General features: G+C 56.0%; 22 protein-coding genes. 10 read left to right on the top strand and 12 right to left on the bottom strand.

Features of this window, described 5'->3' with window-relative positions; translation table 11 throughout:
- Positions 1–3: 3 nt before the first annotated feature.
- Entirely contained in the window at positions 4–873 is an 870-nt protein-coding gene (motA, locus tag ACNQ62_RS13375) for a flagellar motor stator protein MotA (protein WP_005849072.1), read from the bottom strand.
- Between the two features lie 159 nt (positions 874–1032).
- On the opposite strand from motA, the gene ACNQ62_RS13370 reads away from it, so the two are divergent.
- Positions 1033–1584: a flagellar motor protein gene (locus tag ACNQ62_RS13370; protein WP_418095051.1), complete on the top strand. Its 552-nt coding sequence runs from the start codon at positions 1033–1035 to the stop codon at positions 1582–1584.
- Here ACNQ62_RS13370 and ACNQ62_RS13365 read toward each other — a convergent pair whose 3' ends face one another.
- The 3 genes from ACNQ62_RS13365 to ACNQ62_RS13355 form a co-directional block, all read right to left on the bottom strand.
- Positions 1585–2769 (bottom strand): flagellar motor protein MotB, encoded by a 1185-nt coding sequence (locus ACNQ62_RS13365; protein ID WP_037942066.1) that lies wholly within the window; start codon positions 2767–2769, stop codon positions 1585–1587.
- Between the two features lie 138 nt (positions 2770–2907).
- Positions 2908–3375: a MucR family transcriptional regulator gene (locus tag ACNQ62_RS13360; protein WP_418095050.1), complete on the bottom strand. Its 468-nt coding sequence runs from the start codon at positions 3373–3375 to the stop codon at positions 2908–2910.
- Between the two features lie 189 nt (positions 3376–3564).
- Positions 3565–3807 (bottom strand): hypothetical protein, encoded by a 243-nt coding sequence (locus tag ACNQ62_RS13355; RefSeq protein WP_005849065.1) that lies wholly within the window; start codon positions 3805–3807, stop codon positions 3565–3567.
- 297 nt (positions 3808–4104) lie between these two features.
- Between ACNQ62_RS13355 and ACNQ62_RS13350 the strand changes: the two genes are divergently transcribed.
- The 5 genes from ACNQ62_RS13350 to ACNQ62_RS13330 all read left to right on the top strand — a co-directional run bounded on the left by ACNQ62_RS13350 (position 4105) and on the right by ACNQ62_RS13330 (position 7418).
- Positions 4105–4785, top strand: coding sequence for a winged helix-turn-helix domain-containing protein (locus ACNQ62_RS13350; RefSeq protein ID WP_418095049.1), 681 nt, complete (start codon positions 4105–4107; stop codon positions 4783–4785).
- Between the two features lie 353 nt (positions 4786–5138).
- Positions 5139–5594, top strand: coding sequence for a hypothetical protein (locus ACNQ62_RS13345; protein WP_418095048.1), 456 nt, complete (start codon positions 5139–5141; stop codon positions 5592–5594).
- A 163-nt stretch (positions 5595–5757) separates the two neighbouring features.
- Complete coding sequence (gene flaF, locus ACNQ62_RS13340; protein WP_005849061.1) at positions 5758–6159, top strand: flagellar biosynthesis regulator FlaF; 402 nt, start codon at positions 5758–5760, stop codon at positions 6157–6159.
- Positions 6160–6164: 5 nt separating this feature from the next.
- Positions 6165–6584, top strand: a complete 420-nt coding sequence (locus ACNQ62_RS13335) for a flagellar biosynthesis repressor FlbT (protein WP_064216633.1) — start codon at positions 6165–6167, stop codon at positions 6582–6584.
- A gap of 9 nt (positions 6585–6593) precedes the next feature.
- The gene (locus ACNQ62_RS13330) at positions 6594–7418 is read left to right on the top strand and encodes a DUF1217 domain-containing protein (protein ID WP_037942060.1); all 825 of its coding nucleotides are present in this window, start codon (positions 6594–6596) and stop codon (positions 7416–7418) included.
- On the opposite strand, the gene ACNQ62_RS13325 is transcribed toward ACNQ62_RS13330, so the two are convergent.
- From ACNQ62_RS13325 to fliF, 5 genes are all read right to left on the bottom strand, one after another.
- A complete protein-coding gene (locus ACNQ62_RS13325) occupies positions 7419–8450 on the bottom strand; it encodes a flagellar motor switch protein FliG (protein ID WP_340241867.1) in 1032 nt (343 codons plus the stop codon).
- Between the two features lie 90 nt (positions 8451–8540).
- Positions 8541–9365, bottom strand: coding sequence for a flagellar type III secretion system pore protein FliP (gene fliP / locus ACNQ62_RS13320; protein ID WP_005849053.1), 825 nt, complete (start codon positions 9363–9365; stop codon positions 8541–8543).
- A complete protein-coding gene (gene fliN, locus ACNQ62_RS13315) occupies positions 9365–9709 on the bottom strand; it encodes a flagellar motor switch protein FliN (RefSeq protein WP_009824335.1) in 345 nt (114 codons plus the stop codon). The genes fliP and fliN overlap by 1 nt, the downstream gene beginning before the upstream one ends.
- Positions 9709–10350, bottom strand: coding sequence for a hypothetical protein (locus ACNQ62_RS13310; protein ID WP_005849051.1), 642 nt, complete (start codon positions 10348–10350; stop codon positions 9709–9711). The genes fliN and ACNQ62_RS13310 overlap by 1 nt, the downstream gene beginning before the upstream one ends.
- Positions 10347–12041 carry a flagellar basal-body MS-ring/collar protein FliF gene (gene fliF / locus ACNQ62_RS13305; RefSeq protein WP_418095047.1) on the bottom strand — a complete coding sequence of 565 codons (1695 nt, stop codon included), beginning with the start codon at positions 12039–12041 and terminating at the stop codon, positions 10347–10349. The genes ACNQ62_RS13310 and fliF overlap by 4 nt, the downstream gene beginning before the upstream one ends.
- Before the next feature lie 135 nt (positions 12042–12176).
- On the opposite strand from fliF, the gene ACNQ62_RS13300 reads away from it, so the two are divergent.
- From ACNQ62_RS13300 to ACNQ62_RS13285, 4 genes are read left to right on the top strand one after another with little or no spacing between them, the layout of a single operon-like run.
- Complete coding sequence (locus ACNQ62_RS13300) at positions 12177–12815, top strand: flagellar basal body-associated FliL family protein (RefSeq protein WP_418095046.1); 639 nt, start codon at positions 12177–12179, stop codon at positions 12813–12815.
- Positions 12816–12824: 9 nt separating this feature from the next.
- Positions 12825–13781 carry a flagellar motor switch protein FliM gene (locus ACNQ62_RS13295; RefSeq protein WP_005849047.1) on the top strand — a complete coding sequence of 319 codons (957 nt, stop codon included), beginning with the start codon at positions 12825–12827 and terminating at the stop codon, positions 13779–13781.
- Entirely contained in the window at positions 13762–14136 is a 375-nt protein-coding gene (locus tag ACNQ62_RS13290) for a hypothetical protein (RefSeq protein WP_037942048.1), read from the top strand. The genes ACNQ62_RS13295 and ACNQ62_RS13290 overlap by 20 nt, the downstream gene beginning before the upstream one ends.
- A gap of 3 nt (positions 14137–14139) precedes the next feature.
- Entirely contained in the window at positions 14140–14802 is a 663-nt protein-coding gene (locus tag ACNQ62_RS13285; RefSeq protein ID WP_005849044.1) for a MotE family protein, read from the top strand.
- Here the strand turns inward: ACNQ62_RS13285 and ACNQ62_RS13280 are convergent.
- From ACNQ62_RS13280 to flhA, 3 genes are read right to left on the bottom strand one after another with little or no spacing between them, the layout of a single operon-like run.
- Entirely contained in the window at positions 14799–15926 is a 1128-nt protein-coding gene (locus ACNQ62_RS13280) for an EscU/YscU/HrcU family type III secretion system export apparatus switch protein (protein WP_005849043.1), read from the bottom strand. The genes ACNQ62_RS13285 and ACNQ62_RS13280 overlap by 4 nt on opposite strands.
- Before the next feature lie 2 nt (positions 15927–15928).
- Positions 15929–16684 carry a flagellar biosynthetic protein FliR gene (locus ACNQ62_RS13275; protein WP_418095045.1) on the bottom strand — a complete coding sequence of 252 codons (756 nt, stop codon included), beginning with the start codon at positions 16682–16684 and terminating at the stop codon, positions 15929–15931.
- Positions 16685–16690: 6 nt separating this feature from the next.
- The gene (flhA, locus tag ACNQ62_RS13270; RefSeq protein ID WP_037942043.1) at positions 16691–18781 is read right to left on the bottom strand and encodes a flagellar biosynthesis protein FlhA; all 2091 of its coding nucleotides are present in this window, start codon (positions 18779–18781) and stop codon (positions 16691–16693) included.
- Positions 18782–18783: the final 2 nt, after the last annotated feature.

Raw genomic sequence — 18783 nt, 5'->3', positions numbered from 1 at the left:
GGGTTATGCGGCCTCTGGCATCTGTTTGCGAGCCTCTTCCATCTCGTAAAAGCTGGGCTGCAGGCTGGTGGGAATGTTGCCGCGACCGATCTCGGTGCAGATCGCGGGCGAATGGCCATGCAGGATCGCGATAAAGATGTCGCGGATCACGGCGTAGTAAATGCCGTCCTGCTCTTCGATGGCTTGCAGACGGTTGGCGACCGGAGAAACGAAAAGATAGGCAAGGAAAACCCCAAGGAATGTCCCGACCAACGCGCCGCCGATCATCGCCCCCAGAACCGCAGGCGGCTTGTCGATCGACGACATCGTCTTGATCACGCCTAAAACCGCCGCAACAATCCCGATGGCGGGTAGCGCGTCGGAGACGGTGGTCAGCCCGTGGGGGGCCACCAACGCTTCATGATGGTGCTTCTTGAGCTTGCGGTTAATGACATCTTCCGCCTGATACGGATCATCGAACTGCATCGCCAGCATACGGAAACTATCGGTGATCAGATCAATGGCAAAGTGGTCTTTCTGCAACTTGGGATACTGCGAGAAGATCGAACTTTCTTGCGGGTTTTCAATATGTTCATCTAGTGCCAGCATGCCATTTTGCTGGTACTTGCGGGCCAGCGTGTACATGAGGTTCAGCAGGTCCACATAGTCGCCCGAATTCCACTTGGGGCCCTTGAATGCCTTGACCAGTGCGCGCCCTGCCCCCGCGATATTGGCAAAGGAATTCGCCGCAATAAACGAGCCAAGCGCGGCACCGCCGATCATCATACCTTCGAACGGTAGCGCGTGGGTGATGATGCCCATGTCGCCGCCAGAGAGCATATACCCCCCAAAGACCATGCCCATCACGACCACGAAGCCCAGAATAATCGTCATTTGTTTTCCACTTGCAAGTTTCCAAGCACTTTAGGCATTTTCATTGAAATCTCAAGAACAGTTCATGTTCTTCCAAGTTTAAAAATTTGTCGCTCAAGACCAATTGCTATCTTTCCATGGTGTGACTAAGGTAAACCTCAGAATAAGCTGGAGAGTGCCGTGATCTCGGATGTTGAAACCACAATGATTGTCCTGATTGATGCGGACGATGTGAAATTCGCATTCTCGGGCTGGCCGGATCACATCTGCCTCGCGGCGTGCCTGTCCAGCTTTGGGACCTGCAGCATGATCGTGTTTCGCCGCGATGAACGCCACTTGATGCCGGATCGTTTGGTTAAGCTGCTGAAGCTGCGCCGCGAAAACACCTGCTTTGTCCCCGAGGTCGACGGCTTCAAGACCAAGCAATTCCTTTATTCCGACGAACGCCGCTTGATGGCGCTGGTTGCATCGGACCCGGTGGTGCTGGAAGAAGCGGTCGATTACGCCGTGAACTACAACTACGCGCTGGAAGAAGGGCTGGACCCCGCCAAGATGCTCGGCCTTGATATTACCACTGCCGACCCCGTGGTCGCTTCACCGCGCGGCACGATGGTAAATGAAGAAGCAAACCCCATGCTGCCAGAGTTCCTGCGCCGCTCGGTCGAACGATCCCGCCGGCCGATCTTTGCCAGCCGACGGGTCCCCACCTTGGGCGAGTTGATCAGAGCCTGATCACCGCAGCGCGTTGCGCAGGTTCAAGAATACATCATCCTTCAAAGGTGCCGCCACAGGCTCGACATTCTGTGCGACCCGTTGCACCTCGCCACTATTTTGTGGTGCTACGGGCGCAGGGATCGACGCCTTATATAGCTTTTCGCCGGTCTCGGCTGGCGGTGTCGCCGCATCAATCTGCGTCGGGGCTACGTCATCGCCGGCATAGTCCTCGACCTTCTGATATTGAACCGACACCGTGATCCGACGGTTAGACGCGTCGGTCGGGTTTTCGGGCACCAGCGGCGCGGTATCGGCAAGGCCCGACACGCGGATGATACGATCACGTGCGACGCCCGAGGCTTCGAAAACACGGCGCGTGGCGTTGGCACGATCCGAGGACAGATCCCAGTTGTCGTATTTCTGGCTATTGGCAAAGCGGACAGCATCGGTGTGCCCTGACAGCGTGATTTTATTCGGCAGGCGCGCCAAAGACTTACCCAAATTCGCGAGCAGCTGATCTGTGGCACCCTGCATTTCGGCACGGCCACTATAGAACATCGGCTGCCCTTCCTGATCGATGATCTGGATCTGCAAGCCTTCGGGGGTTTGCTGGAAAATCAGGTTTTTCTTCAGCGGATCAAGGTCGGGATTCTCCTGCATCGCCTGCAAGATATCCTGCTCTAGCTTTTTGAACTTTTCATTGTCCAATGCGTGCACATTATCAATGGTCGCATCGCCAGCCGACTTTGACCCATCGGATGCGGTTTGCGACGCGCTGGCAACATTGGCCGCGGCGGGGTTTTCATGGGCACCGTCTTCGGAGCCGATTTGCGTCTCATCCGGCACCGACGTCGCGGTTTCGTCGCGGATTTCCCACTTGGCCGAGGCAGGATCGTCGATTTTGCCAAGCTCGCTGCCACGGGCCACAATCGCCCCATTCGAAGCGGTCAATGTACCGGGTGGCCCCAGGGTAGCACCGTCCAATACACCACTGCCGCCGGGCAGGGTCGCATTGGTAAAGTATTCGGCAATCCCGCGCAGCTTTTGCTCGTCCGCGCTCGAGAGAATCCACATCAGCAGAAAGAACGCCATCATCGCAGTCATGAAATCAGCATAGGCGACCTTCCAGCCGCCACCGTGATGTCCACCGCCTTCGATAACTTCTACTTTTTTAAATACGCGCGGCTGTGTCGTCGCTGCCATATGTCCTGCCTCTATTCTCGCGACCACGGGGGCCGGTTCGGCAGACGTGCTTCTGCACCGACTGCCTCAGAGACATGTATCGAGGGGGATTAGGTGCTCCGCAGGACAAAACGGTGGCAAAGGAAAGGCATTTGAACTTTACAGCTGCGACCCAAGATTTGCCTGCACCGCCTCGTCGCGGGCATAGCGACCAAGGCCGGCTTTCTTTGCATAATCCGCTTTGCGCAAAGAATAGTTCGGTGCGACGAGGGGATGATCATCATCAAGATTGAACTTGATCCGGTATTCGCTCTCGCTCAACCCGTGCTCTGCGCGCAGGTGACGCTTGAGCATGGTAAAGGATCGGCCGCAGCACAGGCAGGTGACGGAATCATCGGTAAAAGATTCGGCAACCGGAACCGCGGGAATGGCGGTTTCAGTCGTAAACTGCGCTGCTACCTTGCTGATTTCGGCCTCGGCGGCTGCAGGCTGGAGCCCGGCGAGTGCGGCGGGAAGCGCCTGCGACAACGCCAGAATGTCTTGCACGGTTGCGGATTCACGGCCAGCGAATGCGGTAATCACGCGAATTGCGGCCTCGGAAACGGGGGGATCTGTAAACTCTGTCACTTTCGTATGCGCCTTTACTACGTCGGTGCGGGATGAAGCCTCGTGAACAAATCTTGGAAACTCTACTAGAATACCAAGATTGTCCGCCAACCTCACAAAAATTGTCAATGTCTCTTAAGTATAGGTTGGCCCGCCGCAAGGAATGGCGAAAGGACAACAACTTATGAACTCAAGATAAACTGCGGTGGATTAATTCAACCGGTGGCGGTCGGGATGCAAGCTCGGCAGGTCAGATGTGGCAAAACCTTGCCGTTTCTGACCACTCTCTGCGACTGCGGACAGAACACCCGACTTGGCCACAACTTCTGCCGCGTGAAGGATCACCGCGCGCATGTTTTCATCCTGCACCGCCTCGTCGCGCAAATGGACCAGCCGTTTGGCCGCCGCGAGCGCACGCCGCTTTGGCGCAACAATTTCAAGTATGTCTGCCATTTTCTAGCGCCTATTCTTGAGGTTCTCTCAGACGCGTTCTGCAGTCTGCAAGGATATACATAGCGTGGAAGGTTAAAGAATAGTGAACGTATGGCTTTTTCATGACAAGCAAGCCCAATTACTGCCGCATAACTCTGACTTTGATTTCGCCCACGGGTTCGTGCAACAAAGGGATAACCCAGTTCATCGCTCCCTTTCCTAGTATATGGCCGTTATCATCGTGTCCTTTCCGCGTCTCGCCGCAATGCTATCCTTTTCCGAACATCCATCGGTCAACCCATTGGGGCAGCGCGATAAATGACCAAGATCCTACTCGTCTCTACGTCACCTTCGGTGCGCAACGCCCTGAACTATTTATTTACGGTTATCCTAAAATTTGACTTTGAATGTATAGACTTTGACGCCTGCGAAGATTGGCTACACAACAATGAAAACGTTAGTGCCATTTTCGTCGATATGACCGAAGCGAACAGCAACCCGGCCCCGCTGATCAGCACGCTTACCACCCACGCGCAGCCCGGAGTCGTGCTCGCAATACAAGAGTTGAAAGGGGTATGGGGTGCCGATGCGTTTGAAGCGGGTGCGATCGATGTCCTCACATGGCCCTGCAATCTGCGCGAGCTGTCTTTGCGACTGAACCGACGCCTACCAACCCCTACGCCGTCAATTGAACAGCCTCACGATGTGAGCTGGGATGTCGAAGCGTATATCGCTCTGCGCGCCGGATTAACGACGGCGGAAGCTCAGATCATGCGGGTATTATTCGCGCAGGACGGGCAAATTGTGACCCGCGATGCGCTAAGTCTCGCCGTAGAATCTCGGCCGTGGCGCTATGGTGATCGGAAATTTGATGTCCACGTCGCGAAAATCCGTAAGAAATTTGCGGACACATTTGACGAGCGTATTTCCGTCGAAACGGTACGCTCCAGCGGGTATATGCTGCGCACGGGCGGCTTGAATGCCTTCGATCCGACGTAAGGGATGCCCGTACCTGCACGGCGAGAGAATCGCACCTTTCCGCACTCACACTTGCCGCACATTCTCAACACATTTATTGTAAATTCGCATATGGGTGAACATGCAGCCATATTTTGCCCCGCCCACCAATACTTGTGCTGTGGATAACATTTCGCCCCATATTTGGTTCCCAAAAATATGGGTGATTGGGGGAATTTTGCCGAAATCACCGCAAGCGTCAGCGCAAAACCGCTGCGCTGATCGTTGTTGGAATTCAAGAACAGCTTGCGAAGTTTAACAAATCCGGAATTCAAAAAACCGTGTCGGGAAGATACCTTGGGGTTGCACACGCGACACTTGGGGAAGTTTTAACTATGCGTTCTGATTTGATGGGGCACATCTGGGGCGGTCGGCTGGAATTTTGCGCCGATCCTTGCAACACGCCCTTGGGCCGCATCCTGTCGTCGCTGCTGGCGTCGCCGATCACCCGTTTCACCGTCGCCGTAGAGGACGCTGATCTGACGCCCTTCGCGATCTACGCCGGAGAAGAGATTATTTCCGGCGCTTCCCTGGCCGATGTTCTAGATCAGGAGTTTGGCCTTGATCTGGAAGATGACGCCATCGTTTTGATTGAACCCTGCGCCCAACCAGCTTTGACGCCTACGTGCCCCGTTCAACTTGGCCACCACATCGGCCATATCATCGTTTCCCTCGCCCAGTCCGAGCGTGACGGCACCGCCCCTGACGGCTTGCTTTCCGCTGATAATATCGCCCACAGCTTTCACCGTGAAATGCTGCGCGCGGTTACTCCGGGCCAGCACATTCATTAACACTGCGGCCCCCCGAAAACCCCGCCACAGTGTGACATGCAAAGCATGATTTAAAAACAAGTGCTTAAAATTATCCTTGCTTTCAAGAAATTAAGGATTTTTTAATTCTCCCTTAACTCTGCCACCCTATAGTTGAACCGAGGCAGAATAAAAAGGCAGTGAAATGAGTGTAACCGCGTATAAGCGGACCATCTCGCACACCGAAGATCCGCGCCAGATTGAGCGTCGGATTTTGGCGAGCGTGACATCCAAACTTGAAAACAAATTCGAAGCATTTGACGGTGCTGCGGAAAAATCTCAAAAGCTTCAGATGCTTGCAGATGGCCTGCGAGACACCCTGTGGGAGAACCAGCGCGTTTGGCTCACGTTCAAGGCCGATTTGGCCGAGAAGGATAACGGGCTGACGGCCGATTTGCGCGCTGCGCTGATCTCGCTGGCTCTTTGGGTGGAAAACCACACCAAAGCGGTCCTGTCAGGGTCTAAAAATGTGAAGCCATTGATTGATATTAACCGCAGTATTATCGACGGTCTGAGCGGACGGGCTGCAAAAGTCGCGGCGGAGTAAGCTTTATGGCGCTGCGATTAACCCTGAAACCGAACGAGCGGATCCTGATTAACGGCTGTGTCGTGCGCAACGCCGATCGCCGTCAGATGATTGTGATCGAGAATCAGGCTGACATCGTGCGTGAAGCCGATCTGCTAAAAGAGGATGAAGAGCGCACCCCTGTAAAAGAGGTCTATTTCTTCATCCAGACCGCCTTGCTTGAGCCATCGACCCGCAAAAAATTGGTGTCGATCATCCAAAGGAAACTAGGCGCGCTTGCGCCGGTTTTCCACGACGAGATGGCCGGCCACATTTTTGAAGCCGCGGCTCACGTGTCTTCTGCTGACTTCTACAAAGCGATGCGCACATTGCGCCCCCTGATCGAATATGAAGAAAAATTGTTCAAAATGATCCGGGAAAAGAACACAGCCACGGCGGCGGAATAGGGTAAACCTATGATCAGCATTTCAGGTTTAGGCAGTTCCACCGCGCTCAAGCTGATTGACGCAACGCGGGACAAACAGCTTGATCTGATGCGTGATTCCGCCGCCAACAAACGCGCGGAAGAAGCGTTTCGCGACAGAATCGGCGACATCTCCAGCCCGGAAGAGCTGATCGCGGATTTTGAAGTCTACAGTTTTGTAATGCGGGCCTTTGACTTGGAAGACCAGATTTTCGGCAAAGGGCTGATCCGCAAAATGCTGGAATCCGATCCGGTCGAACCTTCATCCCTGCTGAACCGACTGACCGATAGCCGCTTCCGCGAAATGCATCTGGCCCTTGGCTTCACGACAGAGGCAGGTCCGCAGACCCCTGATTTGACGGACCCTGATTTCCTGAATGATGTGACGACACGCTTCTATAATCGGCAGTACATTAACGAAAATGACGCCCAGAACGAGACCGTGGGCACGGTATTAGAATTTCGTGACAAGTTTAGCGGCATTGATAACTGGTTCGAGGTGCTGGCCAGCGAGAAGCTAACCAATTTCTTCCAGGTCGCCTTGTCGCTCCCCGAACAGATGTCTGCCCTTGATCTCGACAAACAAAAGGCCCTTCTCGCTGATAAATTCGACCTTGAAAAACTGGCGGATCCGGCGGAGCGTGAGAAGCTGATCGCGCGCTACGTTGCCATTTCAGATGCCGTTAACCCACAGGGATTTCAGGCAAATTCAATAGCGCTTGATCTGCTGCAGTCTTATAATCTGGGCGGCCAGTTCGTGCCGATCACAATCGATGTGACGGCTGTCACATTCTCTGCTTCGCGCCTGTATCGCTGATCAGCTCGGCATATCCGACATCATATCGTCGTCATTTTCGGGCAAGGACACCTCCCCTTCCGACATCAAACGCAATGCGGCTTCGACCAATTGAGCCTGCGCGCCTTTAACATCTTTGGACCGGACAGGGCCCATTGAAGACATTTCATCCTGCAGCATTCCGCGTGATCGCGAAGGCAGGGACGCCAGGAAATGTTCACGCACTTCCTTCTTGGCACCACGCAGCGCCATCGGCAGGGTATTCCCGCTCACTTCGCGCATGATTTTACCCAACATCATTTCGTTGAATTTAACCAAATCATCGAAAACAAACATTTTTTGCTTGATGGACAAAAGCTTATCAGGCTGGCGCTCTTCCAGGTTGCGGGTGAGATTAACCAACATATCTTCATCGAGTTTGTTGAAAATCGACACCAATTGGCTCTCGATCCGGGCTTCAGCGCTGTTCCCGGCCTTGGCCAGCACATCTTCACGCAAGGTGTTCTCAATATTCTGAATCGTATCGATCGGCAGCTTGTCCATGCCCATGATGCGCTCAATCAGATCGGCGGCGCGTTCGCCCCCCAAAAGCGGCAATACCTTTGCCGCGACGTCAGGCCGGATTCGTGTCAGGATGACCGCGATCGTCTGGTTGTGTTCCTTCTGAAGAAAGGCGACCAACTCCTTCTCGTCCAGATCCGACAGGTCTTTCCAAACGTTATCGATCTTTTTGCCGTCAATTTCCTGCAAAATTTCAGCAACACGATCTTCGGGGAGGAATTCTTTCAGCAATCCGCGCGCGGCATCAATCGAGCCGACCACACTGCCGCTGTGATTCACTTTTTCATCAAATTCCGCGATGATTTCTTCGACGATACCGGCGTCGACTTCGCCCATCGTCGAGATAGCGGTGGTGATCTGGCGGATCTCATCAACATCAAGCTGCTGCATGATCGCGCCGCCCCTCTCCTCGCCCAAACACAGAAAAAGGATCGCCGATTTCTGCGCGCCGGACATGTGGCGATGTTTGCGAAGGGGTACAAACTGGTTCATGAGATCGTCGATTCCCGCAGGCTGGATATTATCGCACAAGGATAGCCGAAACTATTCTTGTTTGACATGGCTATTTATGACCGCGGCGGTTTATCCGGAAACGTAGGATTGAATCAGCGATCCAGCCAGCATGTACCACCCATCGATCAGTACGAAAAAGATGACCTTGAAGGGCAGCGAAACCAACACGGGCGGCAGCATCATCATGCCTGCGCTCATCAAAACCGATGCCACGATCAGGTCGATCGCGATGAATGGAAGGTAAATCAGGAAGCCGATGGTAAACGCGCGCCGCAGCTCCGAAATCATGAAGGAGGGCACCAGCACCCGCCAGCTTGGCAGCGCAGCAGGCCCGTCCGAGGGCGGCGAGGCTTCATCCGCAATATCAGTGAAAAGCTGGAGATCCTTGTCGCGTGTATTAACCAACATGAAGTTGTAAAACGGCTCAGATATATTGCGCACGGCTTGCTCTTCGATGATGGCGTTTTCCATCAAAGGGACCAGCCCGCCCTCCCACGCATCCTCGAACACCGGCTGCATTACAAAGAAGGTCATGAACAGCGCCATAGCGTTCAACACGATGTTCGGTGGCGTTTGGTTCAACCCAAGCGCAAGCCGTAACATCGAGAAAACAATGACAAATCTGGTGAAGCTCGTGACCATCACCAAAAGCCCCGGTGCCACGCTCAGGACCGTGATAATCGCGAACAGCTGGATCAGACGGCCCGACAGGCTGGCCCCCTCGTCCGTGCCCGGCGTTACGTCACCGAAAGCCGAAGAGAGGTCCCGCACCATGCTGCCAAGGTCTGCCTCTTGCGCCCATCCGGTCGATGCGGACGCAACGACACCGGCCAAAACCAAGGCCAGACCACACATCACGCGCGGTGCAAACAGGGGCAGCAAACGGGGGGACATCAGATTTCTGAGACGAAGTCTTTGACGATCTCACGCAGCGCAACTCCAAGGGAATCCCCCTGCACGCGCACCAGATCACCGCGCGCGACCATGCGATCGTTAATCATGATGTCGACGGGTTCACCCACGCGGCGGTCAAGCTCGATCACCGACCCTTTGGTCAGGTTCAGCAGCTCCGAGATCGGCATACGGCTGCGCCCCAGAACGACACGGACGTCAAGTTTGACACCAAAAATCGCATCAAGGCTTTTACCATCCAGACCCGCCGGCGCTTTGGTTTCTGCATCCTGAGGGGTGCTGTCAGTCAGGTCTGCTTGGGTTTTATCCTGGTCATTATGTAGCATTATTCAGCAATCCTTGTGGTTGCGGTCAGTTCAACGGCGGCGGTTTGCAAGGCGCTGCGCACGGCCGTGGTTGCCTCTTCAAGATCGTATTCCAGCTTCCCGCCCTGCCAGACGACCCGCGCCGCACCACGGGGCAGATCGCTATCCGCGACAATCTTGATCGACGCGGCGTCTGTTGATGCAGGTAGCCAAACCGGCGGCTCGGCCTGCAGCCGTGCGGCGACTTCGGGGCAGGCGGTGATGGACAGAACCGGTGTACTGCGGCTTAGGGCGACGCTTTCACGGATGCGACCAATGGCCAGATCGACGCCGTAGTTTTGCAGCAACTCTGGTACAAGCCGGTCGCCGATGCCGAGGAAAAGTTCCACGATATCAGTCTCTGTTGCGCGGCACTGTCTCGTATCTTGCGCGATCAGCGCGTCAAGCTGCGCACGGATTTCAGCGCTCTCCGCCTCTAGTCGTGCATCCTCTTGCGCGTCAAACTCCGCCTTTGCATCTTGCTGACCGACGGCGCGCCCGGCATCAAAGCCCTGCTTGCGCGCTTCGGCGAGACGCAGGTTCAGCTCTTCCTCGTCGATTGTAGTGACGGGCGCCGCGGGCGCGTTGTCGCTGTCAAAATTCCGGGCGAAAAGATCGATCATGCGCCTGCCTCGGCAGGAAGCCATGACCGGATCACGCGCAGAACCTCTTGGGGTTTCTCATCTGCAAGCTGTTGGATCGTCTCGATCTTTTTCTTGTGGAGATTCCCGCGGATGCCTTCCTTGCGGACGTATTCAGCCACTTCAGCAGCTTCGATATCCTCATCCGTGACAGTCAGCGGGTCGTCATCCTCGGCAATATCCGCGACGGCTGGCGTGGTGCCAGGCAGCTTGGGGCGCTGGCCTTCCGCTGTCAGTGCGGCGGGTTCGGCGGCCTTCTCTGCGGTCAGGGCGGGATCTTCGTAGCTGTTGAGCTGATCGCCTTCGCTGAACTTGCGCAGCATGGGCCGCACGCCAAAGACGAGGATCAGGCCGACAACCAGCAGGGCCAGAACACCGCGCACAATAGACACGACATTATCGGTCAGCTCATCCCCGATAGATTTGTCGATCGGATCGCCAAGATCCATCGAATAATCCATGAACCGCATACTATCGACAGAGACACTATCCCCGCGTGTAGTGTCGAATCCGACGGCGGTTTTGACCAGTTCGCCTAGCCGCGCGAGCTCTTCCGGCGTGCGTTCAGCGTAGATCACATCGGACCCGTCAACGTTGTAGATCCCATTCACCAGAACCGCGACCGACATGCGCCGCACGTCGCCGGCTTCGCGCACGATCTCTCGGCGGGTGTTGCCGATCTCGTACTGCACGATCTCGTCAGCTTCGGAGCGGCGGGTCGATGTCCCTGCCCCGTTGCCATCGGCCAAAGCGGCAGGGATGTTGTTTTCCACACCAACGTTGCCTGCCTCTTTCGTGCCGGTCTGGTCTTCGGACTTCGTCTCGGTCGACCGCACGACCTGCTGGTCGGGGTCGTATGTCTGCTCGACAATGACTTCGCGCTGCGTGGTCAATTCGACGTTCACATGGACGCGCGCATTCCCCGCGCCGACCCGCGCTGTCAGGATGTTCTGGATCTCTTGCGACAGGCGGTCTTCAATGCCTGCTTTGGCGGATTGGACGCCGCCTTGGCTGCTGCCGTCCGGCCCTTCCGCCAGGATCGTCTCGCCACTGGCCGACAGAACGGTGACGCGCGAAATATCCAGGTCAGCAACGGCAGAGGCGACCAGATTGCTGACCGCCACGGCCTGCTTACGGGTCACCGCACGGCCGGATTCGGGGCGCAGGATGATAGAGGCACGCGGCGCTGGCGCATCGCGGGAGAAAGGCTCGCGGTCGGGCAACACCAGATGAACCCGCGCAGACGAGATCCCGTCAAGCGTCTGGATGGAGCGGGCGAGCTCCCCCTCCATCGCGCGCATCTTATTGATCTTCTGCAGGAAGGAGTTCATCGCCAGCCCGCTGCTTTCATCGAACAGCTCCCATCCCGGATCTCCATCGATGGGCATGCCGGTCTCTGCCAAAACCATACGCGCCCGCACCGCGTCCCCGCGGGGAACCGAGATGCTGGTACCGTCTTCAGAGACCATGGCATTGAAGCCGGCGTTTGCCAGCGTCGCCTCGATCGAATTGGCGGAGGTGATCGACAGATTCGAATAGAGCGGCGCGTAGTCCGGACGGGTCACAGCACCAATGCCGAGAATCATCAACAGCACCACACCAATGCCCGCCCCACCAAGCATCATGAGCTTGTTTTTACCGAGCGACTTGAGATTGTCGATTAATCCTTGCATGGGGCCCCTCAGCATCGATTTGTTGTGAATATATTGATCAATTCATGCCTCAAGGCAAGTATTAAACAATTTTTAACCTTGTGTTTTTGCCCTTAAAAGGGGAATGTGGCATTAACACCAAGTTAAGGTTTCCACATGGCCGACAAAGCGAAAAAAAAGCCAGCTGCGGCAAAGCAGGCCGCCTCTGCTGACGCAGCGGAACGGCCACGCGGGTCGCGCAAAATGCTGATCGCGGCCGCGCTCATGTGCGTGGTATCCTTGGGCGGCGGCTTTTTCCTTGCCCGTGCGGCCTACGTCAAAGACGCCGAAGCCTTCGAGCCCGAGTATAAAAGCGAAGAAGCCGATCAGACGGACACCAAGGATGATCACGCCGACACGGAAGATCATGGTAAAGACGATCACGCCAAGGACGAGGGTGATGCCGAAGACCACGCCGACGATACCAAGGCCGCAAGTACAGGGCTGATCGATCTGGGCGAGATGTTGACCAACATCCAAGGTTTCGATCAGAACGGCACGCCGACATCGGCGTTTCTTAAGGTGAACCTGATGGTAGCCTACCGGCCCGATGCGGGCGCGGACAAGCTGATGGTCGAACGCCAGCCCTTCATGCGCGATCTTTTCAACGGCTACCTGCGGGGGCTGACCGAAAACGACGTGCGCGGCATGGCGGGCATTCTTTATATCAAGGCCGAACTGCTGAAACGGGCGCGCGCCGCCGTGGGCAGCGATCTGCCGCAGGAAATCCTGATCAAAGACCTGATCGTGCAGTAGGAGGCGGCGATGAGCGAGAGCGACACAACAGCACGGCGACCCGACGAAGCAGGCAGCACCCTGATCGACGAAATCATCCGCATGTCGGATTTCACCTTTGATCGCCTGCCCATGCTCGACATCATTGGCGATCGCATGGTCGAAAACCTGTCGGTTGCCCTGCCCGACCTGATGCGCGCCATGTGTGAAGCCTCACTGGCCTCGCTTGACTATATCCCCATGGGCAAAGTGATCGAAGGGCTGCCCAAGCCCACGTTTCTGGCCGTTGGCACAGGTCACCCCTTTGTCGGTGAAATCCTTGTGGTGATGGATCAAGCGGTGCTTATGACCGCGGTTGAACTGATGCTGGGCGGGAACGCCAAGAACGTCGATCTCGACAACACCGATCCCTTTACCGCGATCGAGCTCGGCTTTGGCGAACGGCTTGCCTCTGCCGTCTTTGCCGAGTTGGAGCGGTCTTTGTCGGTTGTGGGGGCTGCGAACCTCGAACTCGATCGCATCGAAACCGAGGCCGAAGGTGCCGCGATTGCCAAAAACACAAGCCTTTGCGCGCGGTTACGGCTGTCGTTGACCCTTGCAGGAAATACCGGAAACCTTGATCTTGTCATCCCCTATGACGCACTTGAACAGATCTTGCCCGACTTGGGCAAAGTCTATTTCGGCGACCGTATGGTGTCGCAAGACCAGTGGCGCGGGTTGATCGGGGCGCAGATCGAACGGGCGAACGTCGATCTGGATGTCGTCCTGTCCGAAAACGTCTTCCCGCTCCAAAAAATCATGTCATGGCGGCCCGGCGACACCATTGATTTCGGCATCGAGGAAGGCCGCGATGCCACCGTGACCTGTGCCGACACCCCGATGTTCAACGTGTCGTTGGGCAAACGCAACAACGGCTATGTGGCTGTGCAAATTACCGAAAAGCTGGAAATTCTGGAGGACCACGAAGATGATGGCAACGATAATTGACAGCCTGATCGTCGTATTGCTGATTGGCAGCATCGGCTATGGCTACGTGGTTTCGATGAAATTGCGCAAGTTGACGGCGACGTTGAAACAGCTTGAACCGCTGGTCGAACAATTCTCCTCTGCGGTCGATAAATCCGAACAATCTGTGCACCACATGCGGGAAAGCATCGAAACCGCGCAACGTGCGCCGGCCCCCGTCGAAGCGCCCCCCCCGCCCGAAGAAACAGCCGCCTCTTTCGCCAGCCGCCGCGCGACCAAGCAAGCGTCGGCAGAACGCAACGGCGTGCGTGTGGTACGGGATAAAAAAGAGATGGTGCGCGCGTTTTTCGAAAATTCTTCTGCGGCAAAGGGCTGATAGATGTTTGGACCAGGTATGTTGAACGGGAAAATTATCCTTGGGGGGCTGGCCCTGACGCTCTGCGCCAAAGCCGCGCTATCCTTTCCTGAATTGCCCTTGTTCAAGGATAGCGCGCTGCCGCAGCAGCCGATGGTCGTTCTTGCCGCTGAAACGAAAGAGGAAACGGGCCTGCAACCGGTTCAGGATGCCCCGCCGCTTGTGGGCAACCTGCCCGAACTTTCAAACGGCTGCGAAGCGCCCGAAGACGTTTTGATCTCGCTCACGAAAGAGCGCGAATTGGTGCGGTTGCAGCAGGAAGAGCTGGAAAACCAACGTGCTGAATTTGCGCTGGCCCGCGAACGGCTTAACATCGAAAAAGCATCTCTGACCGAGCTCAAGACCTCTATCGAGGATCTGCTGGGTCGCGTTGATGCCGCGCAGACCGAAGACCTTGATCGTCTGATCCAGCTTTACACGAATATGAAGCCGACCGATGCGGCGCGTATCATGGATGATCTGGACATCGAGACGACGATTATGATCCTTGGCACCATGAAGCCAAGAACAGCCGCGCCTATCCTTGCAAAGATCCCGCCTGTACGGGCACGCGCCGTCTCCAAAATCATTCTGGAACGTTCGCAGCTTCCGGCGGACCAAGACCTTACAGGTATCAAGCTTCGTTAATATGGATCGGTCCGCAGGGTAGACCCCTGCGGTGCCGCCCGCTTTTTATTGTTGCGCAGGTCAAAGACGAAGCTGATGATCTCGGCGACAATTTCCCAATGGGCGACGGGAATGACCTGATCGACGTCGATTTCGTCATATAGCATTCGCGTTAACGGTTTATTCTCGATCATCGGAATATCGTGCTCCGCAGCCACTTCGCGGATGCGCCGCGCCAGATGATCCGCCCCTTTGGCGATACAGACCGGGGCCATATCCTGCGCCGGGTCATATTTCAGCGCGATTGAATAATGGGTCGGGTTGGTCAGAATGACATCCGCCAAAGGCACAGCAGTGATTGTACGCTGTTGTGACAGCTCGCGCCGACGACGCGCCCGTTTCTGCCGGATTTCGGGGGAGCCTTCGGATTCCTTATGTTCGTCCTTGATGTCTTTCTGGCTCATCCTTTGCTTGCGCCGCCAATCAAAACGACGCCACAGAATGTCGGCAATCGCGATTGGCACAAGCAGAATTGCAGCCGCAATCAACAGCTTAACAGCAGCGGCGGTCAGATAGCCGGGCAGGTGCTCAGGGATAAAGCCCGACGAGGTCCAGATGCGCCGCACCGCTTCATTCGTGAACCACACAGCAAGCCCACCGATTGCCAAGACTTTGACGATACTTTTCGCGAATTCGACCAGCGCATTGGCCGAAAAAAGACGCTTCAACCCTTCCAGCGGTGACAATTTGGAAAGCTTTGGTTTGATACGCTCTGCCGCGACGACGGTTTCCCCCTGAATCACCGCGCCAATCGCGCCGCCCAAGAACAAAACGCCAAAGATAGGAAGGACTGCCCACACGATCATATAGAAGAATTCGCTCATGATCTGCCCCAGCCGGATCACCCCCGGCTCCCCCGTGGCGACCATCAGATTTGGGGAATGGTCCAGCAGAACGGACAGCGCGACGACGATTTGCGGGGCCTGATAGGGCAAGACCAAGGCGGCGATCCCCAACATCGCCACGACAACGACCATGTTCCCCGTCTCCTTTGAAGACGGGACATCCCCTTTCTTGCGCGCGTCCTTAAGCTTCTTTTCGGTCGGCTCTAGGGTCTTTTCCGTGCTGTCGCTATTCTCGGCCATGATTAGATCCTAAAGCCCATGATCCACTCCTGGAATCGCACTAGGAAGTACTCAAGCATGGCCGGCAGGGCGATAGCAAGGATCAGCAGCCCTGCCCCGATCAACAGCGATGCCGCTACGAAAAACACGGGCAGTTGTGGCATCATCCGGTTTGCCAGCCCCATGCCAAGGTTCAAAATCACACCCATCACAAAGAAGGGGGCCGCAATTGCCGTCCCGATATAGAGGCTCGCACTCGCGACACGGAGTATTTGATCGGCAAGATCGGCGAGCACGAACTGTCCGGGTGGGAACACCTGATAACTGGCAAGCAATGCGCGGATGATCAGATGATGGGTGTCTGTGACAAAGATCATCGTCACCGCGCTCATCAGCAGCAAGGTCGCCACCATCGTCGCGCCTTCAAACGACCCGAACGACGGGCCAAAAGCGTTTGCCAAGCCAGACACCTGTCCGACCTGGAACCCCGCAAACTGTAATGCTGACAACAGGATACGCGCACAAAGACCAATCCACAGCCCGATCAGCACCTCGGCGCCCAACAGGAACACCGCGGTCACCGCGCTATCAGGCAGCGCGCTTGCAATGGGCGTCAGCGGAAGCAGAGAAAGACTGATCAGCACCGCCAAGGACAGCCGCGGGCGTACCGGAATCTGCACCTCCCCAAACCCGGGCATAAACATCAGCGCCGTGCCAATGCGGGCAAACACCACGAAAAAAGAGAAAAATAGCGTCGAAATGAAGGGTTCGATTGCCACGATCGGTTAACCGACGGTGCCAACAGTACGTAGCGACGCTTTGCGGTGGACTTCGTTGTGCGAAATCACTTGGGTCATGGGGCTCACCCGTTCGAGGATCGACCGGACGTAGGGCCGCGCTTGCGGGCTGACCAAAATGGCCGGCCATTCATCTGCGCTCGAAAACTTCTGGATTTCCTTGCGTACTGCAAGAACAAACTCCTGCACCCGCGACGGCGACATCAGGAAGGTTTCTTCCCCGTTCGCTTTAGAGATCGAACTCGCAAGCTCGCGCTCCCAATCTCCACCCAGATTTATGACGGGCACATATCCTTGGGAATCCTTCAAGGATTGGCAAATTTGTTTGGCCAGTTTGCTACGGGCGTGCTCGATCACTGTGCGGATATTCTTGGACGTGGCACTTGCCTCCGCGACCGCTTCGATGATCATCGACAGATTTCGGATCGACACCCGCTCTGCTAGCAGCGCCTGCAAGACGTGCTGCAACATAACAGCCGAGCTGCTATCCGAGCCGCTTGAAAGCAGTTTCTGATATTCCTTGCCCTGCCCCTCGATCAATTCCTGCGTCGCGGCATATGTCAGGATCTCGGGCATATGCTCCTTGATCACCTCGGTTAGATGTGTGGTGATCACGCTTTCCGGATCAACGACAGTCATCCCCATGAGCTCTGCTTCGGATGCGCGCGTTTCGTCAACCCAGATCGCTTCCAACCCGAAGGTCGGTTCGCGCGTGCGTTTGCCGGGTAGGTTAATTTCTTGCCCCGACGGGTTGATCACCATCATCATCATCGGGTCCACTTCCCCACGGGCGGCCTCCACCCCTTGCAGGGAAATGGCGTAGGTATAGGCGGGAAGCTCCGCATCGTCCTTGATCCGAACTAACGGCAAGACAAACCCGAAGTCCTTTATAAACAACGACCTCAGGCTTTTGACCTTACCCGGCAGCGCCGCATTGACCGAGGTAATCATCGGCACGAGACCAGAGCCGAGATCCAGCCGGACATCATCAACGCGCAGCATATCCGACAGCTTGTCTTCAGCACTCTCAACAGGTGCTGCGTCGCGCGCGGCGGCGAGCTTCTCGGCCTTGTCGCGCTCCAGAAAAGACTTCTGCATAATATAGCCAAAGCCCGCCATCCCGGCAGAGAGCGCGAGAAAGATCATCAACGGAAAGCCGGGCAGCCAACCGATACAGAATGTCAGCCCCGCCGCGACATACAAAGCCTTGGGGAAATTGCTGAGCTGCCCCAAGACGGCTTCGTTCGCCGCACCCAGTGTTCCGCCCTTGGTCACCAACAAACCAGCGGCAAGAGACACGACCAACGCCGGGATTTGCGTGACCAAACCGTCACCGATCGTTAGCACTGTATAGCGGCTCATCGCGTCGCCCACGCTCAGTCCGTGGCTGATCATACCGATCATAATGCCGCCAAAAACGTTGATCAGCGTGATGATCAACCCAGCAACAGCATCCCCGCGGACGAACTTGGACGCACCGTCCATCGCCCCGAAGAACGAGCTTTCTTCCTCGACCGTTTTACGCCGTAGTTTCGCCTCCTCCTCCGTAATGGCACCGGCACCGAGATCGGCATCGATCGCCATTTGTTTGCCCGGCATCGCATCCAGCGAGAATCGCGCCGCAACCTCCGCGATTCGAGTAGAGCCCTTAGTGATGACGATAAAGTTAATGATCACCAGAATTGTGAAAACAATAATGCCGATGATGAAGTCGCCGCCCAGAATGAACTGCGAGAATCCCTCGATGACATTCCCCGCAGCGCCCGGCCCGTTATGGCCTTCACTCAAAATTAATCTGGTGGAGGATACGTTCAGCGCCAGACGCAGCATCGTGACGACCAGCAAAAGCGTCGGAAAGGAGTTGAATTCCAAGGGTGTACCGATCCACAGGGCCACCATGAGAATCAGAACGGACAACGCGAGGGAAATCGCCAAACCCAGATCCAGAAAGAAGGGAGGCAACGGAATAAACAACATCGCCAGGATGAGAACCATCCCCACGGCGAACCCGATGTCGCGATTGGCACCGCTGAGCTTGGCAAAGCTGAAGGGCTGCGGATTTGTGTCTGGTGTCGCCACGC

This window comes from Sulfitobacter sp. SBS6, from assembly GCF_048285585.1.
Lineage (GTDB): Bacteria > Pseudomonadota > Alphaproteobacteria > Rhodobacterales > Rhodobacteraceae > Sulfitobacter > Sulfitobacter pontiacus.
This window is presented reverse-complemented; position numbering and strand designations above follow the sequence as displayed.

Coding starts and splice junctions, on each gene's coding strand:
- ACNQ62_RS13325 (WP_340241867.1), bottom strand. CDS start 8,450: ATGAACCAGTTTGTACCCCTTCGCAAACATCGCCACATGTCCGGCGCG.
- ACNQ62_RS13295 (WP_005849047.1), top strand. CDS start 12,825: ATGAGCGAGAGCGACACAACAGCACGGCGACCCGACGAAGCAGGCAGC.
- ACNQ62_RS13310 (WP_005849051.1), bottom strand. CDS start 10,350: ATGATCGATCTTTTCGCCCGGAATTTTGACAGCGACAACGCGCCCGCG.
- motA (WP_005849072.1), bottom strand. CDS start 873: ATGACGATTATTCTGGGCTTCGTGGTCGTGATGGGCATGGTCTTTGGG.
- ACNQ62_RS13335 (WP_064216633.1), top strand. CDS start 6,165: ATGGCGCTGCGATTAACCCTGAAACCGAACGAGCGGATCCTGATTAAC.
- ACNQ62_RS13290 (WP_037942048.1), top strand. CDS start 13,762: ATGATGGCAACGATAATTGACAGCCTGATCGTCGTATTGCTGATTGGC.
- ACNQ62_RS13330 (WP_037942060.1), top strand. CDS start 6,594: ATGATCAGCATTTCAGGTTTAGGCAGTTCCACCGCGCTCAAGCTGATT.
- ACNQ62_RS13350 (WP_418095049.1), top strand. CDS start 4,105: ATGACCAAGATCCTACTCGTCTCTACGTCACCTTCGGTGCGCAACGCC.
- ACNQ62_RS13355 (WP_005849065.1), bottom strand. CDS start 3,807: ATGGCAGACATACTTGAAATTGTTGCGCCAAAGCGGCGTGCGCTCGCG.
- ACNQ62_RS13300 (WP_418095046.1), top strand. CDS start 12,177: ATGGCCGACAAAGCGAAAAAAAAGCCAGCTGCGGCAAAGCAGGCCGCC.
- flaF (WP_005849061.1), top strand. CDS start 5,758: ATGAGTGTAACCGCGTATAAGCGGACCATCTCGCACACCGAAGATCCG.
- fliP (WP_005849053.1), bottom strand. CDS start 9,365: ATGTCCCCCCGTTTGCTGCCCCTGTTTGCACCGCGCGTGATGTGTGGT.
- fliF (WP_418095047.1), bottom strand. CDS start 12,041: ATGCAAGGATTAATCGACAATCTCAAGTCGCTCGGTAAAAACAAGCTC.
- ACNQ62_RS13285 (WP_005849044.1), top strand. CDS start 14,140: ATGTTTGGACCAGGTATGTTGAACGGGAAAATTATCCTTGGGGGGCTG.
- fliN (WP_009824335.1), bottom strand. CDS start 9,709: ATGCTACATAATGACCAGGATAAAACCCAAGCAGACCTGACTGACAGC.
- ACNQ62_RS13345 (WP_418095048.1), top strand. CDS start 5,139: ATGCGTTCTGATTTGATGGGGCACATCTGGGGCGGTCGGCTGGAATTT.
- ACNQ62_RS13365 (WP_037942066.1), bottom strand. CDS start 2,769: ATGGCAGCGACGACACAGCCGCGCGTATTTAAAAAAGTAGAAGTTATC.
- ACNQ62_RS13280 (WP_005849043.1), bottom strand. CDS start 15,926: ATGGCCGAGAATAGCGACAGCACGGAAAAGACCCTAGAGCCGACCGAA.